The 23,313-nt window shown below is 62.8% G+C and carries 20 protein-coding genes; 12 read left to right on the forward strand and 8 right to left on the reverse strand.

Features of this window, described 5'->3' with window-relative positions; all coding sequences use genetic code 11:
• Positions 1-110: 110 nt before the first annotated feature.
• Genes ACQ7C1_RS00180 through pdeM form a run of 3 tightly spaced genes read left to right on the forward strand, consistent with a single transcriptional unit; the run spans position 111 to position 4,049 of the window.
• The gene (locus tag ACQ7C1_RS00180) at positions 111-743 is read left to right on the forward strand and encodes a YitT family protein (RefSeq protein ID WP_097601595.1); all 633 of its coding nucleotides are present in this window, start codon (positions 111-113) and stop codon (positions 741-743) included.
• 49 nt (positions 744-792) lie between these two features.
• Positions 793-3,297, forward strand: a complete 2,505-nt coding sequence (locus ACQ7C1_RS00185; RefSeq protein WP_430956889.1) for a ligase-associated DNA damage response DEXH box helicase — start codon at positions 793-795, stop codon at positions 3,295-3,297.
• A gap of 26 nt (positions 3,298-3,323) precedes the next feature.
• The gene (gene pdeM / locus ACQ7C1_RS00190; protein ID WP_085776846.1) at positions 3,324-4,049 is read left to right on the forward strand and encodes a ligase-associated DNA damage response endonuclease PdeM; all 726 of its coding nucleotides are present in this window, start codon (positions 3,324-3,326) and stop codon (positions 4,047-4,049) included.
• A 52-nt stretch (positions 4,050-4,101) separates the two neighbouring features.
• Here the strand turns inward: pdeM and ACQ7C1_RS00195 are convergent, their stop codons facing one another.
• Both ACQ7C1_RS00195 and ACQ7C1_RS00200 read right to left on the reverse strand, forming a co-directional pair.
• Positions 4,102-4,683, reverse strand: a complete 582-nt coding sequence (locus ACQ7C1_RS00195; protein WP_221113057.1) for a transglycosylase SLT domain-containing protein — start codon at positions 4,681-4,683, stop codon at positions 4,102-4,104.
• Between the two features lie 230 nt (positions 4,684-4,913).
• Positions 4,914-5,471 (reverse strand): dihydrofolate reductase family protein, encoded by a 558-nt coding sequence (locus ACQ7C1_RS00200; protein WP_430956890.1) that lies wholly within the window; start codon positions 5,469-5,471, stop codon positions 4,914-4,916.
• Between the two features lie 188 nt (positions 5,472-5,659).
• On the opposite strand from ACQ7C1_RS00200, the gene ACQ7C1_RS00205 reads away from it, so the two are divergent.
• Both ACQ7C1_RS00205 and ACQ7C1_RS00210 read left to right on the forward strand, forming a co-directional pair.
• Positions 5,660-6,268, forward strand: coding sequence for a TetR/AcrR family transcriptional regulator (locus tag ACQ7C1_RS00205; RefSeq protein ID WP_430956891.1), 609 nt, complete (start codon positions 5,660-5,662; stop codon positions 6,266-6,268).
• A 12-nt stretch (positions 6,269-6,280) separates the two neighbouring features.
• Entirely contained in the window at positions 6,281-6,568 is a 288-nt protein-coding gene (locus tag ACQ7C1_RS00210) for a YciI family protein (protein ID WP_430956892.1), read from the forward strand.
• Positions 6,569-6,598: 30 nt separating this feature from the next.
• On the opposite strand, the gene ACQ7C1_RS00215 is transcribed toward ACQ7C1_RS00210, so the two are convergent.
• The 4 genes from ACQ7C1_RS00215 to ACQ7C1_RS00230 form a co-directional block, all read right to left on the reverse strand.
• Entirely contained in the window at positions 6,599-7,399 is an 801-nt protein-coding gene (locus tag ACQ7C1_RS00215; RefSeq protein WP_085776851.1) for a TIGR02186 family protein, read from the reverse strand.
• The gene (locus tag ACQ7C1_RS00220; RefSeq protein WP_430956893.1) at positions 7,399-8,322 is read right to left on the reverse strand and encodes a sulfite exporter TauE/SafE family protein; all 924 of its coding nucleotides are present in this window, start codon (positions 8,320-8,322) and stop codon (positions 7,399-7,401) included. Before ACQ7C1_RS00220 ends, ACQ7C1_RS00215 begins: the two co-directional genes overlap by 1 nt.
• A gap of 405 nt (positions 8,323-8,727) precedes the next feature.
• Positions 8,728-12,495 carry a peptidoglycan-binding protein gene (locus tag ACQ7C1_RS00225; protein ID WP_430956894.1) on the reverse strand — a complete coding sequence of 1,256 codons (3,768 nt, stop codon included), beginning with the start codon at positions 12,493-12,495 and terminating at the stop codon, positions 8,728-8,730.
• Positions 12,496-12,833: 338 nt separating this feature from the next.
• Positions 12,834-13,514, reverse strand: a complete 681-nt coding sequence (locus tag ACQ7C1_RS00230) for a DNA-3-methyladenine glycosylase I (RefSeq protein WP_430956895.1) — start codon at positions 13,512-13,514, stop codon at positions 12,834-12,836.
• Between the two features lie 247 nt (positions 13,515-13,761).
• On the opposite strand from ACQ7C1_RS00230, the gene ACQ7C1_RS00235 reads away from it, so the two are divergent.
• The 4 genes from ACQ7C1_RS00235 to ACQ7C1_RS00250 all read left to right on the forward strand — a co-directional run bounded on the left by ACQ7C1_RS00235 (position 13,762) and on the right by ACQ7C1_RS00250 (position 19,735).
• The gene (locus ACQ7C1_RS00235) at positions 13,762-15,558 is read left to right on the forward strand and encodes an acyl-CoA dehydrogenase C-terminal domain-containing protein (protein WP_430956896.1); all 1,797 of its coding nucleotides are present in this window, start codon (positions 13,762-13,764) and stop codon (positions 15,556-15,558) included.
• Between the two features lie 173 nt (positions 15,559-15,731).
• Positions 15,732-16,940: an acetyl-CoA C-acetyltransferase gene (locus ACQ7C1_RS00240; protein ID WP_430956897.1), complete on the forward strand. Its 1,209-nt coding sequence runs from the start codon at positions 15,732-15,734 to the stop codon at positions 16,938-16,940.
• 67 nt (positions 16,941-17,007) lie between these two features.
• On the forward strand, positions 17,008-19,224 hold the full coding sequence (locus tag ACQ7C1_RS00245; protein ID WP_430956898.1) for a 3-hydroxyacyl-CoA dehydrogenase NAD-binding domain-containing protein: 2,217 nt from the start codon (positions 17,008-17,010) through the stop codon (positions 19,222-19,224).
• 301 nt (positions 19,225-19,525) lie between these two features.
• Positions 19,526-19,735 carry a cold-shock protein gene (locus tag ACQ7C1_RS00250; RefSeq protein WP_011423929.1) on the forward strand — a complete coding sequence of 70 codons (210 nt, stop codon included), beginning with the start codon at positions 19,526-19,528 and terminating at the stop codon, positions 19,733-19,735.
• Between the two features lie 142 nt (positions 19,736-19,877).
• Here the strand turns inward: ACQ7C1_RS00250 and ACQ7C1_RS00255 are convergent, their stop codons facing one another.
• Positions 19,878-20,378, reverse strand: a complete 501-nt coding sequence (locus ACQ7C1_RS00255) for a MarR family winged helix-turn-helix transcriptional regulator (protein ID WP_430956899.1) — start codon at positions 20,376-20,378, stop codon at positions 19,878-19,880.
• A 57-nt stretch (positions 20,379-20,435) separates the two neighbouring features.
• On the opposite strand from ACQ7C1_RS00255, the gene ACQ7C1_RS00260 reads away from it, so the two are divergent.
• On the forward strand, positions 20,436-20,840 hold the full coding sequence (locus tag ACQ7C1_RS00260) for a GFA family protein (RefSeq protein ID WP_097601609.1): 405 nt from the start codon (positions 20,436-20,438) through the stop codon (positions 20,838-20,840).
• Between the two features lie 117 nt (positions 20,841-20,957).
• Entirely contained in the window at positions 20,958-21,401 is a 444-nt protein-coding gene (locus tag ACQ7C1_RS00265) for a YybH family protein (protein WP_221113062.1), read from the forward strand.
• A gap of 15 nt (positions 21,402-21,416) precedes the next feature.
• Here ACQ7C1_RS00265 and ACQ7C1_RS00270 read toward each other — a convergent pair whose 3' ends face one another.
• Entirely contained in the window at positions 21,417-22,619 is a 1,203-nt protein-coding gene (locus ACQ7C1_RS00270; RefSeq protein ID WP_430956900.1) for an MFS transporter, read from the reverse strand.
• Between the two features lie 136 nt (positions 22,620-22,755).
• On the opposite strand from ACQ7C1_RS00270, the gene ACQ7C1_RS00275 reads away from it, so the two are divergent.
• Positions 22,756-23,313, forward strand: a complete 558-nt coding sequence (locus tag ACQ7C1_RS00275; RefSeq protein ID WP_183705953.1) for a TetR/AcrR family transcriptional regulator — start codon at positions 22,756-22,758, stop codon at positions 23,311-23,313.

Here is a 23,313-nt window from a genome sequence, read left to right on the forward strand (position 1 = left end):
TCGTGGATAAGATATATCCATGATTATGTGGGCTGTCAACGGCGTCTCGCTGGGCACTTGTCTTTATCCCTGCGCCGGATAGAAAACAGCAAAGCCGACAGGGGAACATCATGGCATCCAACGCCTTCACAGGCCTTCTGAATTCCAGCGCGGATCGGCATTCGCTGTTCGACGACGCGCAGGGCATCGTCGCCGGCAGCATGCTCGCCGTGCTCGGCGTCACACTTCTTTCCGGCGCCGGCCTGCTCGCCGGCGGCACCGCGGGCCTTGCCTTCCTCGCCCACTATGCCACCGGGATCAGTTTCGGCCTGTGCTTCTTTGCCGTGAACCTGCCCTTCTATTATCTCGCTTTCCGCCGTCTGGGCCCGGCCTTCACCATCAAGACCTTCGTCGCAATCGGGCTGACCTCGGTCCTGTCCGAATTCGTGCCCGGCTTCATCGGCGTTACGCATGTCCATCCGGTTGCCGGAGCGCTCTTCGGCGGCCTCGTCATTGCCGCCGGCATGCTGGCGCTCTTCCGCCACCGCGCCAGCCTCGGCGGCATCGGCATTCTCGCCCTCTATATCCAGGATCGCTTCGGCTGGCGCGCCGGCCTCGTCCAGCTCGGCTTTGACGGCATCGTGCTGGCGCTCTCCTTCTTCGTCGCCAGCCCCTTCATCATCGCCTGCTCGGTGCTCGGCGCCGTCGTGCTCAACCTGACGCTCGCCATCAATCACCGCAAGGACCGCTATATCGCGATGTAAGCGGCGTCCCAGCTCTTCTTTTTCGCCCGCTTTTCACTACCTTCAGGGCGTGGACCAGATCGATTCCGACACCTTGCTTCCTGCCGCCTTTACCCGCTGGTTTGCGGAAAAGGGCTGGCGGCCGCGCGCCCATCAGCTGGAACTGCTCGCCCGCGCCGAGGCGGGCCAGAGCACACTGCTGATTGCGCCGACCGGCGCCGGCAAGACGCTGGCCGGCTTCCTGCCCTCGCTCACCGATCTCACCCGCCGCGGCCGCATTCCGCCAGGCTCCGCCTTTACCGGCATCCACACGCTCTATGTCTCGCCGCTGAAGGCGCTGGCGATCGATATCGAGCGCAACCTGATGAAGCCGGTCAAAGAGATGGGCCTGCCCGTCACGATCGAAAACCGCACCGGCGATACGCCGATTGCCAAGCGCCAGCGGCAGAAGCTCAATCCGCCGGATATTCTGCTGACGACGCCGGAGCAGGTTGCCCTGCTGCTGGCGAACCGCGAGGCGGAGCGCTTCTTCAAGGACCTGAAATATGTCGTGCTCGACGAGCTTCATTCGCTCGTCACCTCCAAGCGCGGCCATATGCTGTCGCTCGGCCTTGCGCGCCTCCGCCGCCTTGCCCCCGGCCTGAAGACCATCGGCCTGTCGGCGACCGTCGCCGAGCCGATGGACTTGCAGAAATGGCTGGTCGCCCAGGAGGAGGGGAGGGAACGTCACGCTGGTCTTGTCGTCGTCGAAGGCGGCGCCAAACCCAATATCTCGATCCTGTCGACCGAAGAGCGCATTCCTTGGGCCGGTCATGCCGCCCGCTATGCCATTCCCGATGTCTACAAGCAGCTCCTCGAACACCAGACGACGCTGCTGTTCGTCAATACCCGCAGCCAGGCCGAGATGCTGTTTCAGGAACTCTGGACGATCAATGACGACAACCTGCCGATCGCCCTCCACCACGGCTCGCTCGATGTCGCCCAGCGCCGCAAGGTCGAGGCGGCGATGGCCGAAAACCGCTTGCGCGCCGTCGTCGCCACCTCAACGCTCGATCTCGGCATCGACTGGGGCGATGTCGATCTCGTCATCCATGTCGGAGCGCCGAAGGGCGCCTCACGCCTTGCCCAGCGCATCGGCCGCGCCAACCACCGCATGGACGAGCCTTCGAAGGCGATCCTCGTGCCGGCCAATCGCTTTGAAGTCATGGAGTGCCAGGCAGCCCTCGACGCCAATTATATCGGCGCCCAGGACACGCCGCCCGTCGGCCGCGGCGCTCTCGACGTGCTCGCCCAGCACGTACTCGGCATGGCCTGCGCCGAACCCTTCGACATGCTGGAGCTCTATGACGAGGTCACCAGCGCCTCGCCCTATGCCGATCTTAGCTGGGAGACCTTCGAGCGCGTCGTCGATTTCGTCGCGACCGGCGGTTATGCGCTTAGGACCTACGAGCGTTACGCTCGCATCCGCAAGACCAAGGAGGGCCGCTGGCGCGTCTCCAATCCGGCGGTCGCCCAGCAATACCGTCTCAATCTCGGCACCATCGTCGAAAGCCCGATGCTGAACATCCGCATGGTCAAGCGCGGCGAGGGCGGCCGGCTCGGTCGCGGCGGCGCCACGCTGGGCAAGGTCGAGGAATATTTCCTCGAGCAATTGTCGCCGGGCGACACCTTCGTGTTTTCGGGCAAGGTGCTGCGTTTCGAAGGCATACGCGAAAATGAATGCCTGGCGTCGCAGGCCTTTTCGCTCGATCCGAAGATCCCCGCCTATAATGGCGGCAAGTTTCCGCTGTCGACCTATCTCGCCGAGCAGGTGCGGGCGATGATCGCCGATCCCGATCGCTGGCGCCACTTGCCGGATCAGGTGCGCGACTGGCTGTCGCTGCAGACCGACAAGTCGATGCTGCCGAAGCGCGACGAGTTCCTGATCGAAACCTTCCCGCGCGGCAGCCGCGGCTATATGGTCGCCTATCCCTTCGAAGGCCGTCTTGCCCACCAGACGCTCGGCATGCTGCTGACCCGCCGGCTGGAGCGAGCGGGCGCCAAGCCGCTCGGCTTCGTCGCCACCGATTATTCGCTCGCCGTCTGGGGTCTCGAGGATATGGGGCTGATGATCGCCAATGGCCGGTTGAGCCTCTCCGACCTCTTCGATGAGGATATGCTCGGCGACGATCTCGAGGCTTGGCTCGCCGAATCTTTCTTGTTGAAGCGCACCTTCCGCAATTGCGCCGTGATTGCGGGCTTGATCGAGCGCCGCCATCCGGGCAAGGAAAAGAGCGGCCGCCAGATCACCGTCTCGGCCGACCTGATCTACGACGTGCTGCGCAGCCATGAGCCGGATCACATCCTGCTGCAGGCAACGCGACAGGACGCGGCGACGGGGCTTTTGGATATAAGCCGTCTTGGCGATATGCTGATGCGAATCAGGGGCCACATCACCCACCGCCCGCTCGACCATATTTCCCCGCTCGCCGTGCCGGTGATGCTGGAAATCGGCCGGGAGGCGGTGCCGGGCGAGGCCCATGATGCGCTATTGGCCGAGGCGGCGGACGATCTGATCGCCGAAGCTCTGGCATGATGATGACTGGGAAAAATAAGACTGTGATGAACCGCCTGGCGCTGGCGCGCGACATTTCCGGATTGGCTGCGATCCCCGGCATCGAGACATCGGTGAACGGCATTGCCGCCGTCTGCGATCCGCTCGGCGCCCTCTATCTGCCGGATGCCGGACTGCTCGTCGTCTCCGACCTGCATCTCGAAAAAGGCGCAGCCTTCGCGCGCCGTGGCATGATGCTGCCGCCCTATGACACGCTGGCGACGCTGACCGTGCTTGCCGCCGTCATTTCCCGCTATGATCCGAAGCTCGTCATCTCGCTCGGCGACAATTTTCACGACCGCATCGGTTCGAAGCATCTGCCGGAAAATTTTCGCGCGCTGATCGTCGGCATGGCGCGCGGCCGCGAATGGATCTGGATCAACGGCAACCATGATCCCGACGGCATCGTCGATCTGCCCGGCGCTTGCGCCGACGAGGTGCATTATGCCGGCCTGACCTTCCGCCACGAGCCGAGGAACGGCTTGCAGAGCGGCGAAATCGCCGGCCACCTGCATCCTTCGGCGACCGTGCGCCGGCGCGAACGATCAATCCGCCGCCCCTGCTTCGCCACGGACGGCGCTCGCCTCCTCATGCCGGCCTTTGGGGTGATGAGCGGCGGCCTCGATCTCGGCCATCAGGCGATGAAGGGCTTGTTCGAAAAGGAATCGCTGATCGCGCATCTGTTGGGACGCGATCGGATCTATTCGGTCAGGTATGGGAATTTGCGGGGGTAGCGTCTGTCCTCGATGTGTGCCGTGGGCGGTGCCACACTGCACGCCTTTGAACTTAATCACACCCCTGCAATTGCTGCTGATACGTCCCCGCCATTCGCGCGAACTTCTGCGCCGTCTGCTGCAATTGCCCGTTCGAGCGCCAGTCGCCGCGCTTATATCCCGTCGGCCCCGAATAATAGGCGAGATAGAGATTATAAGCATCGTTGAGCGGAATACCGGTCTCCACACTGTTCTGGTAATGATACCAGCCGATGAAATCGATCGCGTCGGCGAAGTTCGTGCGCCGCGCCGCCCAGTTCCCCGTCTGCGACTGATAGTGATCCCATGTGCCGTCGAGCGCCTGCGAATAGCCGTAGGCGGTCGACGGCCGGGTCCAGGGAATGAAGCCGAAGAGCTTGGTGCGCGGCGGCCGCGCATAGGGCTGGAAGCCGGATTCGGTGTACATCGTCGCCATCAGGATCGGCACGGGCACGCCGTATTTCTTCTCCGTCCGCTCTGCCGCCCTCTGCCAGCTGGAGAAAAGACCTTCGCGCTGGTCGAAGACGGCGCAGATGTTCCTCGTCTGCTTCGGCGCCGTCGCGCAGCCGGCAAGCAACGCGAGACCCACGGCGGTCAGAACGATACGAGTACGCATGACAGAACCTCTCGTTTCCGAGAGATTACTAACTCGTAAATGTTAAAAACCGGTTTTTAGTCGAATACGAGCTTTTCTGAAGGCAGCGGAGTGCCATTTCCGTCGCGGAGGCCCGGTGAGATCAGCCGCCCGTCTGTCTGCCGGCACCAATCGGAATCGAGACAGTGGCTCGGCCATGACTAGGCTCAGGGTAGGGGCAGCGAGCCGAATCCGTCGTGTCCCACTGCCCGCTACGCCCTGACCGGCTCGTAGCGCAGGATCACTGCGCCACTTTGCGTGGTCGAGGATTCAATAAGCCTCAGCGGCACCTGGGCCGCGTTCGCTTTGAAAAGCGGATTGCCGCCGCCGAGAATGACCGGCACCACGCAAACCCGGATCTCATCGATAAGGCCCGCCTTCAGCAGGCTGTCGGCAAGCGCGGCGCTGCCGAAGATCAAGATCGTCTTGCCGTCCTCCTGCTTCAGCCTCGTCAATTCGGGGATCGGATCGCTGACAATGCGCGCATTGTTCCAGCCGGGATCGGTCATTGTTCGAGAGACGGCGATCTTGGCGATGCCGTTCATATAGGCCTTGATCTTGTCTTCGTCCTCGGCAGTCGGCCAGTAGGCGGCCATGCCCTCATAGGTCTTGCGGCCGAAGACCAGGAGGTCACCTTCCTCGCCAAACTGCTCGGCATAGCGCTTGATCTCCGGTCCCCAGGCGAGATTGTGGAAGTCGATCTCCCACGGTTTCGTTCCCTCGAAATAGCCATCGAGCGTCATCAGGTTCCAGACGACAAGCTTCCGCATTTCATCCTCCTCAAACCGCTTTTAATAAGCAACTGGTTCACAGTAATTCAACTGATTGCGATACGCAAGCGGTCCTGGAGGTCGCCGACAAGAAGTTCCGGCGCTTGACTCTTCTAGGTCAATTGTCCTAATGCCTAGGTCAATTGACCTACGAATCGTAGCTTCGCGGACAGAAAGGGAGAATGAAAATGGTCGCTGCGGCCACCCGGCAGCAAATTGTCGAAGCAGCCGACAGGCTTTTCTACGAGAGAGGCTTTGAAGCAACGTCCTTTGCCGACATTGCAGGTACAGTCGGACTCTCGCGAGGCAATTTTTATTATCACTTCAAGACGAAGGACGAGCTTCTCGATGCGGTGATCACCCATCGCCTCCTCAAAACCAGGTCAATGCTCGATGAGTGGGAAGCACAGGCCGAGGCACCTGACGAGCGCATTCTCAGCTTCGTCAATCTCCTCATCGTGAATCAGACGAAAATCATGGCCCACGGTTGCCCGGTCGGCACGCTTTGCGCCGAACTCGCCAAGCTCGATCACATTGCGAAGAGCCGTGCTGCCGAACTTTTCGATCTGTTTCGCCATTGGCTCTCGCGTCAATTTCGTGCGTTTGGCCGCGAGGCTGAAGCCGATGCGCTTGCCATGCACATTCTGATGCGAAGCCAGGGCGTTGCGACGCTTGCGGCCGCCAATCGCGACGAAATCTTTGTTCAAAACGAGGTGGAAAATATGCGCGCGTGGCTGGCGGAGCAGCGGCCAGAAACACCCGCCTTTCCCGATCCCCTTTCACGACAGCATTCCTGAAGGAGCCCCTGGATGTTTTTCATTACTCTGAAGTTTTCTGATGGCAGGGCCAAAGCACCGGTTCTGATGGAAGCGCATAATGCCTGGCTCAAACGAGGCTTCGACGACGGGATTTTTCTTCTCGCCGGCGGCCTTCAGCCGAGCGCAGGTGGAGCAGTCGTCGCTCACAACACCTCGCGCGCCGAACTCGAAACCAGGATTCAGCAGGATCCTTTCGTAGCGGAAGGCGTCGTCAGCGCCGATATTCTGGAAATTGCCCCCGCACGCGTCGACGAGCGGCTCGCCTTCCTAAAGACATGAGACACGAGCGCGACGGTTCGCGGCGCCGGATCACTCCTTGCGGAAGATCAGGCTGGCGCTCCAGCCGGTGACGACGGCGAGCGCCACGGCCGCAAATCCGTAGAGGATCGGCTGATCATGGGCCGCATCGGTGATCGTCTGTTCGATGCCCGTCTTGATGACGCGCAGCGGCAGCGATTTATCGGTGATGAGATTGCCGCTCTTGAAGAGATAGGCGCGCACCGTGTGCACCCCGTTCGGAATATTTGCCGGCAGGCGCAGGCTCGCCTTGAAGAGGTTCGATGAAACGAACCGCACGCCGCTCGGGTTCCTGTCGTAAAGCGCGCCCACCTGCTGCAGCCGCAGGAAAGCCTGACGGAACTCGCCGAGATTGCTGCCGTCGCCGACGAAGCCGACCGGCGTCAGCGGAATGTGGTCGATGCCGATTCCCTGGTCGGTGAGTTCCAGCGGCGTCGTCAGATCGTCGATCATGCGCGAGCTCGACATCGAATAGGAATGCGGCACCGCCTCGAAAGTCATCGAGCGCCTGTTCACCCAGATGCCGAAGACGCGCTCCTTCTTGCGCACCGTCGCATCCTCGCGCGGGCCTTCCAGCACCACCACCACGTCATACTGACCAATGGCGAGCAGCAGCTGGTCGGTGTTCGAGAGCGCCCCGAAGATCGTCAGATCGGCACCGTGGAAATCCGAAGTGATGGCGATTTCGCTGGTCGATGTGCCGATCTCCAGCCCCTCCCGCACCGCTTCCGTTGCCTGTCCCGGCAGCCATTGCGCCCCGGCAACCGCCGGCAGCAGACACAGGAGCAGGAGGATCGAGGCAAGCAGGCGCATCAGTTGCCGGTCCCCATCACCACCGAGTAGACGTCGGCAGGGGTCACGACCAGCGCGATCGCCAGACGCAGGCCGACGGCCAGAACCAGCAGGCCGAGCAGGGCGCGCAGCTGCTCGCCGCGAAGCTTCTGGCCGACGCGCACGCCGTATTGCGCCCCGACGACACCCGCTACCATCAGGATGAAGGCAAGCACGATGTCGACAGAGAAGTTCGTCGCCGCCTGCACGATCGTCGTATAGGCGGTCACGAAAATGATCTGATAAAGCGAGGTACCGACCACGACATTGGTCGGGATGCGCAGCAGGTAGATCATTGCCGGCACCATGATGAAGCCGCCGCCGACACCCATGATCGAGGTCAGGATGCCGATCGCAAAGCCGAGCGCAATGATCGGAATGACGCTGAGGAAAATCTTCGATTTCTTGAAGCGCACCTTGAGCGGCAGCTTGTGCACCCAATGCTGGTGGCCCGGCTTGCGCGGCGCGGGCGGCTCGTTGCGTGCGGCGCGGCGCATGGCATTGATGCTTTCGAGCAGCATCAGCCCGCCGACCGCTCCGAGGAAGATGACATACATCAGCGAGATGATCAGGTCGAGCTGGCCGACGGCGCGCAGCAGCGAGAAGATCCAGATGCCGACGGTCGCCCCTGTAAGACCGCCGACCAGGAGCACTGTGCCGAGCTTGACGTCGAGCGTGCCGCGCCGGAAATGGGTGATCGCACCCGAAATCGACGACGCCACGACCTGGTTGGCGCCGGTGGCGACGGCGACGACGGGAGGGATATTGTAGAAGATCAATAGCGGGGTGATGAGAAAACCGCCGCCGACGCCGAACATTCCGGACAGGAATCCGACGGCCGCCCCCATGCCGAGAATGATGAAGATGTTCACCGACAATTCTGCGATGGGCAGATAAATTGTCACAACCGACCCCGAATGATGACCGCCCCTGCCGGGCGGTTCCTGTCACGTCCCCGTTCGAATGCGCACCATACTGTGAAATCGTTGCCAGAGGCTTTCGATCGGCCCCGATTGATAGAGATCGATGGCGGGAGATTCGGCGATGCGCGGATCGATATGTCCGGCATAATCGGGCTTTTTTCAGGTTTTGTGACGAGGGTGGGAAAAATTCGGAAAAGCTTGCGGCTTAGTGCCGCAAGGCCTGCGAAGACCCTCCCCAAGGGGAGGGCTATGCGCGGCATCACCCCACAGCAACATCAACGTTTCCGCGGGTGAATCCGTGAAAGAGATAACGTCGGCGCGGCATGCAAGCCCCTCCCCCTTGTGGGGCAGGGTCTTCCCCGGCGGCTCGACCTCCGTAGACGCACCTTAGATCGCCTTGGCGACCTGCTTGTTGCGTTCGAGCAGCGCCTTCACGGTCGCGTCGCTCACCTTGCCGTCCGGCTCCTGGCCGATCGACTTCTGGAAGCTCTTGATCGCGGCGACGGTTTTCGCCCCCATTTCGCCGTCGGGCACGCCGGCGTCGAAACCGTTATTGTTGAGGATCGCCTGGATGTTGCGGATCGCCTTCTTCATGTCGACGGTTGCCGTCTTCATGCCTGTGCCCGCCCATTCGTCGGGGATGTCGATGCCGTTGGCGCGATGGTCGAGCGGTTCCGGCTTCCAGAGGTCGGCCTTGGCGCGCGCCCGTTCGAGCTGGTCAGGCTTCATGGCGTTGGCCACTTCATCGCGCTTCTGTGCTGCATCCTTGTCGCCGGCCTTGGCGGCGATCGCGAACCACTTATAGGATTCTTCGAGATCCGCCGGAACGCCGTTGCCCCTGGCGCAGAGGATCGCCAGGTTGAACTGGCTGTCGGTGATGCCGAGATTGGCGGCCTTGGTGAACCACGAGGCCGCCGTCGCATAATCCTGCTGGCCGAGCGCGCCGGAGGCGTAGAGAACGGCGAGATTGTGCATGGCGCTGGCATTGCCCCGGTTCGCCGCCTGCTCGTAGAAGCCCTTCGCCTTGGCGATGTCGCGTTCGACGCCGTTGCCCTTCTCATACATGCTGCCGAGCCGGTATTGTGCCGGCGCAAAACCCCTGTCGGCCGAAAGCTGGTACCAGCCTGCGGCCTGTTTCTGATCGACGGTCATGCCGTTGCGGCCGTCCGAATAGCGTGCGCCGATCTCGAACAGCGCCAGGGAGTCGCCGCCCTGTGCCGCATCGGCAAGTGATTTCGGCTGCACGGTGTCGGGGATGGTGATCGCTGCCTGCGGCGCGGCCGCCGCTGCGGTCGGGCTGTTCGGAGTGAAGCTCGATGTTTCCTGCATTGTCGCGGACGAACCGGCGGGGGCCAAAGTTGCAGCCCCTTCGCCATCGAGCGGCGTTGCATCGGTCAGATGATCGCCTGCGGCCGGCGAGGCTGTTTCCGGTTGCGCCTGATCGGCGGCCGGTGCGCTCGCCGCTGCAGGGACGTTCAGATCGGCAGCGCCGGTGTCCGGCTGGGCGGGTGTCGCCTCAGGCGGAACCGGCTGCGAATTTTCCGTCGCTCCCGTCAGCGCAGAGACCTCCGCCGGCGGCTGCGGTGCGGGTTCGCCGCTCGTCAACGTCCGCGCCAGCGGAAAGGCCATGATGGCGAGCAAGACAGCGCCGACGGCAAGAAGGATCGGTCGGCGGTAGCGCGAAAAGGCGCTGGGCTTGCCCGCCTTGTCGGTCTTGCTCGTCTTGTCGGCATTTGCGGCCTTCTTGTCGGCCTTGGTTGCCGCCTGCTTTGGATTGGCGTCCACTTCCATTGCGGCAGCCTGCGCCGCCCGGCGCGCAGCCGCGATGTAGTCGGCCCGATCCGTCTCGATGGCAGGCTTGCCGCGTTGGGCACTCTGGCTGGCGCGCACCCGTTCAAGAATCTTCTTGACGTCGGGCGCGCCCGAACCAGGCTCGAGCAGTTCGTTCGCCGCATCCGTCGGGACCACGTCGGCGGGATCGATCGACGGCGCAGGGTCGATCACCGGCCGTTCCTTCGCCTGCGCCTCGGCTTTTTTGCCGGGCCGCAGCCGCTTGCCAAGGCTGGCGAACAGGCTGGTTTTTGCCGGCGCCGGTGTCGGGGTCTCCGGCGGCCGCGTCGCGGCTTCGATGGCGATTGCGCTTGTTGCGCTCATGCTCGCGGCCTGGGCGGGGGCGGCAGGTTCCGCCGCGACCTCAGCCGTGCGGATGACCGGAGAGGCTTTCGCTGCCGGGGGCACGTCCGCCGTTTGGGCGGCTTCAGCCACCATCAGCGCATAGGGGTCGACATCGAAATCGACGTCGGCCATCGGCATCTGAGCGATCGGCCGTCCGCGCTCTTCCATGCCGTCGAGCCGGTCGGCGATGTGGACCAACGTCTCGTGCAGCGCCTTGAAGGTCTTGTGCGTGCGCTCCTCGCTGTCGCGGCTGATATCCTCGAGATGGCGCAGATCCTCGGCCAGCGCCGTCAGCGCCGACATGTCGGCGGCGGGCACGCCGCCCTGCAGGCCGCCATTGCGCGAATAGGCCTCGACGACGGCCTCCGCCGCTTGGCGCGCCGCCTCGATGATATATTCGTCGCTTGTCGCCATATAATCTTCGATCGCGCCCATGCGCCGGTCGAGGTCGGCCGGGATCGCGGCACTTTCGCGCGGCTCGCTCATCAGCGCCGAAAGGTTGGCAATCTGGTCTTCGAGGTTCTTCAGCGCTTGCGGATCGGTCGGCGGCGCCGCCGTTGTTTCTTCCAGCCGGGCGGCGATGTCGCTCAGCCGACCTTCGAGACGCTGGAAAGCTCTGTCATCGATCGCCACGGCAGGCGCGGGCTGCTGAAAGGCCATCTCGTCGATCCGCCGGGCGAGATAATCGAGCCGCTGCGCCAGCACGTCATTGACCGCTCCATTCTCGAGCGCATCGATCTTGCGGGAGATGTCGGAAAGCGGGCCGGTGAGGTCGGGTTGCGCGGCCGCCTTCTGCGTGCGCTCCAGCAGGTAGGATAGATGTTCCAGCCGCTCGTCGAGCCGGGACGTTGCTTCCGCCTTGGCCAGCTCCTCGACGCGCTCCGTCAGCGCTTCCAGCCGCATCGCCAGCTCGTCGGCTGGGGTTGCCCGGCTGGCCGCGTCGTGGCTCATCAGGTCGATCTGGTCGGCGAGCGACGACAGGCGGCTTTCCAGCCGCTGCATCAGCGTCGGATCGTTGGCGGCAGCTGCGCGGCCGCTTGCCGCAATCGCCCGGCTGATCTCGTCGAGGCGCATATCCATGGCGGCAAACTGCTCGGACATGACCCGGTCATGCGGCTGGATCATGTTGCCGAACTGCTCCATCGCCGTGGCGATGGCGATGAGCTTGTCTTCCAGCGCCCGGACCGCGGGGCTTTCGCCCATGCCGCCGAGATGGCGCTTGATATCGTCGAGCCGGTAGGCCAGCGAAACGAGCTCTTCCTGCAGCCCCTCGGTATCGAGTGCGGCAAGCCGGCTCTCGACGCCGTCCCAGCGGTTTTCCATATGGCGCAGCGATTCCTCGCGCGCCAGCCCGTCCATCAGCGATCGCAGCTCCTCGAAATCCTCGCGCAGGCCGACGGCCTCCGGGCCGCTCGAGCGGCCGGTCAACTGGCTGATGCTCTGGGCCAGGCGGTTCATGTCGGCGCGAATGTCGTCGGCGAAGCGGCTGTCTCCGGCGGTCGCCTTGATCTCGCGCAGTTCGGCGCGCAGTGCGCTCATCTCGCGGGTCACACCCTCGGAAATATCGCGCTTCAAGTCCTGCCTCAGGTTGACGAGCGCCTGGGCGATCTCGGTCATCGTGTCGTCGCCGGCGCGCAAGGCAGAGGCGGCCAGTGGCGCGGCGGCGCGCGGTGCGGGGTCGCGCAGCTGGCTGGCCTGCTCGCGCCCATAGGAGCGTTCGCGGCCCGCTTCCAATGCGCGCTGGCGCTGGCGAATTTCCGCCAGCGGATCCGGCCGCGGCTCGACCGGCGCTCGTGTGGGGCGCGGCGCATTGGAGGCCGCATAAGGATCGCGCTCGGCCGTTGGCGTGCGCGTCCGCTGATCGCGTCCGCTGCCCATCAGCCCTTCGATGCGCGCCTCCAGCCCTTCGATCGTGCGGTTCAGCGCATCGAGCGAGGTCCTGTCGGACTGTCGGGAAGGATTTGATCGCGATCCGTTCATCTTCTTGCTCGCTTCGACTGCTCGACCTCTCGTCAGAGCTCGATCCGTGGCTTCTTCGTCTGCTGCCCACGTCTTCACGCGGACCGGAGCGCATCATCCATAAGAAGATAGTCAATTAGACTTTCCTCAGGCTGAACGATGTAGCGGCATTCTTTAGGAACGCGGGACTGGGAAAAGGAATGCGGATCACTACGGCTCAATCCGCACCTTTCACGAAACGTGGTAAACAAGCCGTTAAGATAGATGAGAATTTTTTAACGTTTGCAGCCGAAAGGCTTCTTTAGGCGGCAATTGCCGTTAAATTCGCCGGATCGGATAGACATCGCCAGGCCGGAATTTCAGTGCGCGGCATCGATCGAATAGGCGCTGATGCGCGAGAGGTGGATGAAGGAAAGGCCGGTCTCGGCGGCCCAGTCGTTGAAGGCCTGCTGGATCAGCTGCTGGTCCTTCTTCGTCGTGCCGGAGGAGAGCGGCACGCCGGCCGATCTCAGGCAGGCGAGCACGTCGAGCGTGGCGACGAAGCTGTCGCGGCCGATGCCGCGCAGGAAATACTGGGCGGTCATGCCGCCGAGCCGGCTGCCGCGTTTGCTCATCAGCTCGAGGAGGCCGATCTGGTCCTCCCGCGGCCAGTCGGCGAAGAAGGCGCCGACGCTGCCATATTCCCTCGCCAGCTCTCTGACGAAGGCGGCATTGGCGCGAACCGACATGATCTTCGCGCCGTTGCGGATGATCCGCTCGTCCGATGTCAGTTCATGCCAGTAATCGTCGGGCGCGATATTCAGCGCCGCCGGATCGAAGCCGGAAAACGCCGCCTCGAAGCCCGGCCATTTCGCATCGATCACCTTCTGCACGAAGCCGCTGTAGAAGATGCGGCGGGTCATGTCGGCCAGGATGCGGTCATCCGGCATGGCGCGCAACCGGTCGTGATCCGGCTGGTGCTTCTCGAGCATTGCCTGCAGCGCGGCCGCACCCCCTTTTCGCTCTTCCGCACGCTGCCTTATCGCCTCGAAACTGATCATGCCGCGGTTCCCCCTGAAGCATTGCGATTTGCGGATTGAAAGACGCCTCCGCTTATACGCCGTTCAGCGATGGACAAGGAAGGGGAGTTGACGTCTCCTCATGGGGCGCAGATGCACAGGATCAGATTTTTTTTTCACAAAAGCGAGCGCAGTTGCAGGATTTGACGTTTACGCAAACGTCAATATTTTGTAAGACAGTGCCCAAGGTCGATGCGATCCAGTTATTTGAATGGGAGGAATTTGAGAGATGCCAGTCTACAAGGCCCCGGTGAACGATACGCTTTTCGTTCTGAATGACGTGCTGGGCCTCGAACGCTACAACAATCTTCCCGGTTTTGCAGACGCGACGCCTGATATGATCGAGGCGATCCTCGGCGAGGCAGCCAAGGTGGCCGAAGAAGTTCTTTTTCCGGTAAATTATTCCGGCGACCAGGAAGGCTGCAGACGTCAGGACGACGCCAGTGTCTCGACGCCGAAGGGCTTCAAGGAAGCCTATAATGCCTATCGCGAAGGCGGCTGGATCGGCCTTGCCGTGCCGGAAGAATTCGGCGGCCAGGGGCTTCCCTATACGCTGCATGCCGCCGTCGGCGAATATACCTCCGCCGCCAACATGTCGCTGATGATGTATCCGGGCCTGACGCAGGGTGCGATCGCCGCGATCCTCGTCCATGGCACGCAGGAGCAGAAGGAAACTTATCTGCCGAACATGGTCGACGGTTCCTGGTCGGGGACGATGAACCTGACCGAGCCGCATTGCGGCACCGATCTCGGCATGCTGCGCACCCGGGCGGTGCCGCAGGCGGACGGCAGCTACAAAATTTCAGGCCAGAAGATCTTCATCTCTGCCGGCGAGCACGATCTGACCGACAACATCGTCCATCTGGTTCTGGCTCGCATCGAGGGGGCCCCAGAGGGCACCAAGGGCATCTCGCTCTTCATCGTCCCGAAATACCTGGTCGGCAAGGACGGCGCTCTTGGCGACCGCAATGCCGTGTCCTGCGGTGCGATCGAGCACAAGATGGGCATCCACGGCAACGCCACCTGCGTCATGAATTACGACGAGGCGACCGGCTTCCTGATTGGCGCTGAAAACCGCGGCCTCAATGCCATGTTCGTGATGATGAACGAGGCGCGCCTGATGGTCGGCCTGCAGGGCATCGCCATTTCCGAAATCGCCTATCAGAATGCCGCGAATTATGCCCGCGACCGCATCCAGGGCCGCTCGCTCTCCGGCGTCAAGGCGCCGGATAAGAAGGCCGATCCGATCATCGTCCATCCCGATATCCGCCGGACTCTGATGACCATTCGCGCCTTCAACGAGGCCGGCCGCGCCTTTTTGCTCTGGACCGCGCTGAAGTCCGATATCGCCCACCGCGCCACCGACGAGAAGGAGCGCCAGACCGCTGACGACATTCTCGGCCTCGTCACCCCGATCCTCAAGGGTGTGATGACCGACAGGGGCTTCGACCACGCCGTCATGGCCCAGCAGGTCTTCGGCGGCCACGGCTATATCGAAGAGCACGGCATGAGCCAGTATGTGCGCGATGCCCGCATCGCCATGATCTACGAAGGCGCCAACGGCATTCAGGCGCTCGATCTCGTCGGGCGCAAGCTCGCGCTCAACGGCGGCCGCGCCGCCATGGCGCTGTTCAAGGAAATCGGCGATTTCTGCGAGGAGAACCGCAGCGACGAAAAGCTCTCCTTCTTCACCAAGCATCTGAAGAAGGGCTTGAACGACGTCCAGGCCGCGACCATGTGGTTCATGCAGAACGCCATGGCCAAGCCCGACAATGCCGGCGCCGGTTCGACCGATTACATGCATCTCTTCGGTCTCGTCGTTCTCGGCTATATGTGGGCGAAGATGGCGAAGGCCGCCGAGGACGGCCTTGCCTCGGGCGATGCCGCCCGCGAGGATTACCTGAAGAACAAGTTGACCACGGCGAAATTCTTCATGGAGCGGATCATGCCGGAAACCGCCCTTCGCAAGACCCGCATCGAAGCCGGCGCCGACACGATGATGGCGCTGGCCGCGGAAGCGTTTTGAGCCGGTTCTCCCTCCCCTTGTGGGGAGGGTTGGGGGTGAGAAAGCGGTCGGCGCAGCCGACGAAACGATCCGGTGAATCGTTTCGAGCGCCGAACGCCCTGAGCTTAAAACGAAGGGCTATTTGGTCTTCGCAGAATTCAAAGGCGCGTCTGCGCCATCAGGGAGACGAGACAATGACCGAGGTTTTCATTTACGATCACGTCCGCACGCCGCGCGGCCGCGGCAAGAAGGACGGCGCCCTGCATGAGGTGCCTTCCGTCCGCCTCGCCGCCAAGACGCTGGAAGCGATCCGCGACCGCAACGGGCTCGACACGACAACCGTCGACGACATCATCATGGGCTGCGTCGACCCGGTCATGGATGCCGGCGCCGTCATCCCCAAGGCTGCCGCCTTCGAAGCCGGTTATTCCACCCGTGCGCCCGGCATGCAGATCTCTCGCTTCTGCGCCTCCGGCCTCGATGCCGTCAATTTCGCCGCCGGTAAGATCGCCCAGGGCGCCGACGACATCGTCATCGCAGGCGGTGTGGAAAGCATGTCGCGCGTCGGCCTGGGCATGTCGGGCGGCGCCTGGTTCATGGATCCGTCGGTGAATTTCCCGGCCTATTTTATGCCGCAGGGCGTCTCGGCCGATCTCATCGCCACCAAATACGGCTTCAGCAGAACCGATGTCGATGCCTACGCCGTCGAGAGCCAGAAGCGCGCCGCCCATGCCTGGCAGCAGGGCTGGTTCGACAAGTCGGTGATCCCGGTCAAGGACCAGAACGGCCTGAGGATCCTGGACAAGGACGAGCACATGCGCCCCGGCACCGATATGCAGGCGCTTGCCTCTCTCAACCCCTCCTTCCAGATGCCCGGCGAGATGGGTGGCTTCGAAGCCGTCGGCATCCAGGCCCATCCCGAGATCGAGCGGATCAACTACGTCCACCATGCCGGCAATTCCTCCGGCATCGTCGATGGCGCCGCTGCGGTGCTCCTGGGATCGAAGGCTGGCGGTGAGAGCATGGGGCTGAAGCCGCGTGGCCGCATCAAGGCTTTCGCCAATATCGGCTCCGATCCGGCGCTGATGTTGACCGGCCCCGTCGACGTGACCGAAAAGCTGCTGAAGCGGACCGGCATGAGCCTGTCGGACATCGACCTCTTTGAGTTGAACGAGGCCTTCGCCGCCGTGGTGCTGCGCTACATGCAGGCCTTCGACATCGATCACGACAGCATCAACGTCAATGGCGGTGCCATCGCCATGGGCCATCCGCTCGGCGCCACCGGCGCGATGATCCTCGGAACCGTGCTCGACGAGCTGGAGCGCCGCGACCTCAACACCGCGCTGGTGACGCTCTGCATCGGCGCCGGCATGGGCACGGCAACGGTTATCGAACGCGTCTGATGGGATCGCGACCCTCTCCACAAGGGGAGGGCTTCACCGCAAGAGAATTCAGGGAGAGGAATTCCCAATGAGCAGCTACACCAATTTCACGCTCGAAACCGACGCCGACGGCATCGCTCTCGTCAAATGGGACATGCCCGGGAAATCGATGAATGTCTTCACCGCCGAGGTGATGGAGGAGCTCAACGCCATCATCGACGCGACGACCGCTGACGTCGCCGTCAAGGGCGTCGTATTCACCTCAGGCAAATCCTCCTTCTCCGGCGGCGCTGATCTTTCGATGATCAAGTCGATGTTCAGCTCCTACCAGGAGGAGAAAGCCAAGAGCCCGGAGACGGCGGTGCAGACGCTGTTTGGTCTGGTCGGCCGGATGAGCGGCCTGTTCCGCAAGCTCGAAACCTCCGGCAAGCCCTGGGTGTCGGCGATCAACGGCACCTGCATGGGCGGCGCCTTCGAACTGTCGCTTGCCTGCCACGGCCGCGTCGCTTCCAATGCCAAGAGCGTCAAGATCGCGCTGCCCGAGGTCAAGGTCGGGATCTTCCCCGGCGCCGGCGGCACCCAACGCGTGCCGCGCCTCGCCAATGCCCAGGACGCGCTGCAGATGATGACGACAGGCCAGTCGTTGAGCGGCTCGCGCGCCAAGGCGATGAACCTCGTGCATCAGGTGGTCGAGCCGGATCAGCTGATCCCCGCCGCCAAGCAGATGATCAGGGATGGCCTGAAGCCGGTCGCGCCGTGGGACGAGAAAGGCTTCAAGCTGCCGGGCGGCGGCATCTGGACGCCGGCCTCCGCGCAGCTCTGGCCGGCCGCGCCGGCGATCCTGCGCCGCGAGACCTCGGGCAATTATCCGGCAGCTCTTGCCATCCTGAAATGCGTCTATGAAGGCCTGCAGGTGCCGTTCGACACCGGTCTGAAGATCGAGCAGCGTTATTTCACCGAGGTGCTGCAGACCCGGGAAGCTTTCTCGATGATCCGCTCGTTGTTCATCTCCATGCAGGAGCTCGGCAAGGGCGCACGCCGCCCGGCCGGTATCCCGAAGACGGAGCTGAAACATGTCGGCGTCGTTGGCGCCGGCTTCATGGGCGCCTCGATCGCCTATGTCACCGCCGCCGCCGGCATTCCGGTGACCCTGATCGACCGCGATATGGAAGCGGCCGCCAAGGGCAAGGCCGTTTCTGAAGGCCTGGTCAAGGATTCCGTCGGTAAGGGAAGATTTACGCAGGATGAGGCGGCGGCCCTGCTCTCCCGCATCACGCCTTCGGCCGATTATGCCGATCTCGCCAATGCCGACCTCGTTATCGAGGCCGTGTTCGAGGATCGCGAAGTCAAGAAGGCTGTTATCGAGGCGGTCGAAGCAGTGCTGCCCGAGCGCGCGATCTTCGCCTCCAATACCTCGACGCTGCCGATCACGGGCCTTGCGAAGAATTCGAAACGCCCCGCCGACTTCATCGGCATTCACTTCTTCTCGCCGGTCGAAAAGATGATGCTGACGGAGCTGATCCTCGGAGGCGAAACCGGCGACAAGGCGCAGGCCGTCGCACTCGATTATGTGGCGGCGATCAAGAAGACGCCGATCGTCGTCAACGACACCCGCGGCTTCTTCGTCAATCGCTGTGTGCTGCGCTACATGTCGGAAAGCTACGACATGCTGATCGAGGGCGTGCCGCCCGCCATGATCGAAAATGCCGCCAAGATGGCCGGCATGCCGGTGGGACCGCTGGCTTTGAATGACGAGGTGGCGATCGATCTGTCGCTGAAGATCCTCAAGGCGACGGTCGCCGATCTCGGCGAAAGGGCTGTCGATCCCAGGCACATGGAGCTGATCTCCCGCATGGTCGAAAAGGAGGGACGCTTCGGCCGCAAGAATTCCAAGGGCTTCTATGACTATCCGCCGAAACCGGCGAAGAAGTCGCTCTGGCCGGAGCTGAAGAGCTTCTATCCGCAGAAAAGCCCGGACGAGGTCGACGTCGCCATCCTCAAGCAACGTTTCCTCGTTACCATCGCGCTCGAAGCCGCCCGGACGGTCGAGGAAGGCATCGTCACTGATCCGCGCGAAGCCGATGTCGGCTCGATCCTCGGCTTTGGCTTCGCGCCCTACACCGGCGGGGCGCTGAGCTATATTGATGGGATGGGCGTAAAGGCATTCGTGGAACTGGCAGAAAAGTTAGCGTCAGCTTACGGAGAGCATTTCAAGCCGACGCCGCTGTTGAAGGATATGGCCGCCAAGGGCGAGACATTTTATGGGCGGTTCGATCCCTATGCAGGCGCGAAGGCGGCGGCGTAATCTGTTTTTGCTATCGTTTCCGCCAAACGTAGCCACCCTCTGCCGGGCAGGGCAGAGGGATGCTAGGTCATGGCGCAAAAGAATCCTGCTTTCTCCAGTTCGCCGAATTCCACTTTTCCTTGCCGACGCCTTGCCGCGGACACAATTTCCGATTACACCCGTGCACATCGATCTTGCTAGATGAACTTTGAAACGGCGCTCGCGTCGTTCCTGACGACCTTCCTCCAAAATCGGTTTTCATCGCCGCTCGGGCCTCTGTCCGGGCTGCAATCTTCTATGAGCGATTCGAAAGGATATCGTCATGAACACAGGTACCGTAAAGTGGTTCAACGCAACCAAGGGCTTCGGCTTCATTCAGCCGGATGACGGCGCTGCCGACGTTTTCGTCCACATCTCGGCCGTTGAACGCGCCGGCATGCGTGACCTCAAGGATGGCCAGAAGCTGTCCTACGATCTCGTGCGTGACAACAAGTCCGGCAAGATGTCGGCAGACCGCCTCCAGGCGGCCTGAGCCTCCGAGGCTTGAATATCATCTCCGGATCGTGACCACGGATGTACTGGCACGGTTCGTCGAGATGGCAGGGAAGGTCGGGTTAGCCCGGCCTTTTTTCGTTTTCAGTCCACGGCGGGCGCATCACCGCGGGGCGAATTGCTCAACCGCCGGACGCCTCGTCCACCTCCATCGCCTCCATTGCCCGCGCCATGATAGCCCGCGCCACATCGAGCTCGGCTGAGGTAAACGCGGCGCCGAGCTTGTTTGCCCATCCTGCCTGCGCCACCTCGATCGCCCCGAGCCGTGCCGCCCCGTCCGCCGTCAGTCGCACCAGCTTGGCGCGCTGATGCTGCGGGTTGTCGGCATAGGCGATCAGCCCTTCGCTCTCCAGCACGTCGGCCAGCCGCTGAACGCCCTGACGAGCGAGGCCGAGCGCGCGGGCGATCTGCGCCACCGACAGGTCGCCGCGCCTTGCCGCGGCGAGCACCTGCCAGCGCGCACTGGTCTGTCCTGCAGGCTTCGCCAACCGGTCGCCGGCCGCCGTCAGGTGAGCGGCCAGACGCAGGACCGTGATCGCGAAAGCGGAAAAGGCATCCCCTTCCACCGTTCGCTCCGGCCGATTCTGTTTGACAACATGTTGTCTATTCTGTATCTCATTCATAATGACAACACATTGTCATATTGACATGCTGAAAGCAACGCCGATGGGGAGGTCGCCATGAAGAAGACTTACAAGGGAAGCTGCCATTGTGGCAAAGTGCACTACGAGGTGGATATCGACCTCGAAGCCGGCACCGGCCGCTGCAATTGCTCGATCTGTGCCAAGCGGCGCTATTGGGGCGCCAACGTCAAGCCCGAGGATTTCCGGCTGATGTCCGACCCGGCGGAGACATCCGATTACCAGTTCAACACGATGAGCGGCCATCACCGCTTCTGCCGCACCTGCGGGGTGCCGGCCTATGGCGACGGTTATGTCGAGGCGATCGGCGGCGCCTATGTCTCGATCAACATCGCCTGCCTGGATAATATTACGCCGGAGGAACTGGCGGGGCTGCCGGTTCGTTACGCCGATGGCAGGCACGATGCCTGGTGGAACGAGCCCGCAGTGACGAGTTATCTCTGAAGTAATTCCGGTAGAATGCAGCGATCTTGCATCCGAAATTGCCGAGAGTGAAATGCATCATTGTCGGATTGTTCTCCTGCCGCTCGTCCTCTGTCCATAGCGGAAAGGAGAACGGCCGTGAAAGACGAAGCAAATGTTAGGCACGAGGAAGAGGCGGTCATCGCCATGCTGATGATGCGGGCCAAGGCGCTGGGGGAAAAGAACGCCGAGGAGGCGCTTTCCTACGAGGCCGAAGATTCCGTGGAATTTTCCCTGGCGCCGCCGCTGGTCATCAACGGCAAGGACAAGGCAGGCCTGCAGGCCTGGTTCGACACCTGGGAAGGCCCGATTGGCGGCGAGGTGCGCGATGCCAAACTGACGGTCGGCGAGGGTGTCGCTTTCTGGAGTGGCCTCACGCGGATGACCGGGACGAAGACCGATGGCACCGAAGTCGATCTCTGGTTCCGTCAGACCCTCGGCCTCGTCAAGCAGGATGGCCGCTGGCTGGTCGCCCACCAGCACGCCTCGGTGCCTTTCGCCATGGATGGCAGCGGCCGGGCACTGCTGGATCTCCAGCCGTGAACACTCCCTCCGGAATTAGGCCGCATTCTCCGCAGTCTTTCCTCGGCCGGCGCGAAGGGCCACGATGCCGACGCCCAGCAACAGCAGGATCGCCGTCGCATAAATGTCCGTCGTCACTTGATAGCCGGCGGATTTCGCCAGGAAGCCTGCCAATATCGCCGGCAGGCTGAAGGCGAGGTAGCTCTGCACGTAGAAGGCCGACAGCAGTCCGGCCCGCTCGTCCGCTTTGGCGAGCGGCATGATGCTGCCGAGCGAGCCCAGGAAATTGGTGCCGAAACCGGCGCCGGTAAGAATAGTGCCGATCAACAGCAGCGGCACATTGGCGAGATGCACGCCGGCGACGACCGTCAGGATGCCGAGCGTCTTTGCCGATACGCCGAAGCCGAGATTGGCCGTGGCCGTCCTGCCGCGCCTGAGATAGACGGCGATCGCGCCGCTCGCCGTCAAAGCGGCGACGACTGCTCCGCCCGTCAGCGGTGCGGCGCTGCCGGTCGTGGTAGCGACTAGGGAGGGGACCAGAGAAAGGTAGAAACCGCCGACCGTCCAATTGGCGATATTGATCGGCGTCACCAGCGAGAGCGGCCGCCTCGCCTGCGGCGGAATGGAAACGCGCGGGACCAGCGAGCCGAAAACGCCGGGGCGCGTGCCGCCGCTCTCGGGGATCAGCCAGATGGCGGCCGCCTGCAACGCGAAGGCGACGAGCAGCAGCGCATAGACGAGATGCATCGGGAAGGGGCCGTACTGAATCAGGGCGCTGGTGCCGACCGCACCCAGCGCCATGCCGGAAAGCGGCGCGATCGAATTGACGATCTGTCCCTTCGCCCGGTCGACATCGACAAGGGCTGCTCCGAGAGAGGCGCCAGCGATGCCGGTGGCAATGCCCTGGACGATCCGCGCCGCGATCAGCCAGCCGGGGCCGCTGGCGACGACGAATAGGATCATGGCAACGATTTCGAGCAGCAGGGCGGAAAAGATTACCGGCCTGCGGCCGAGATGATCTGAGATCGAGCCGGCTGTCAGCAGCGCCGCCAAGAGCGCGAAGGCATAGACGGCGAAAATAACGGTGATCAGCACCGGCGAGATCGCGAAATTCTCCTGATAGATCCGGTAGAGCGGCGTCGGCACCGAGGAGGCGCCGAAGAAGGTGGCGAGCGTCAGCGCATGGAAACCGATCGAGGGGCGCGGCGCATTCTCTGTGGATTTGGCTGCGGCGAACATATATAAACCCCTTAAAGCTAACCTGTTGCGTTAGCTCGATGTAGGGTGGATGCGTCGCAAAGGCAAATTATTTGCGTTTATGCTCCTGTCAAAGATTTTGAACCATCGATGTCAGGATGAAGGTCGGGTTGCAGGCATGGCAGTGAAAGAGAATCTCCGTCCGGGCGGCAGAAGCGCCCGGGTCCAGGCGTCGGTGCACAAGGCGGCACGAGATCTGTTGGCCGAGATGAACCGCGCCGAGGTGACGATCCCGCTGATCGCCGCCAGGGCAGGCGTGACGCCGTCGACCATCTATCGCCGCTGGGGCGACCTGCAGGAGCTTCTCGCCGATGTCGCCGTCGAGCGGCTGCGGCCCGATATGCAGCCGGTCGACGCCGGCAGCGGCACGGCCGATCTTCAGGCCTGGGCCGAGCAATATGCCGATGAAATGTCCTCCGGGCCGGGCCGCGAGATGATCCGCGACGTGTTGGCGGCGCAGGCCGGCGCCAACGCCAGCAAATGCTGCGAATATACGCGACAGCAGATCGTCGTCATCGCCGACAGGGCAAAGGCGCGGGGCGAAACCTTCCCGGACGTCGATCTTGTGATGGATCAGGTTGTGGCGCCGATCATGTACCGCATCCTGTTTGGCGAGGTGCCGGATACTGCGCGTGTACGGGATCTCGTCTCTCGCGTCATCAGCCCGGCCGGCTGA

Origin of the sequence: Rhizobium sp. Nf11,1 (assembly GCF_050587665.1) — a bacterium.
In the GTDB taxonomy this organism is placed as follows: Bacteria; Pseudomonadota; Alphaproteobacteria; order Rhizobiales; family Rhizobiaceae; genus Rhizobium.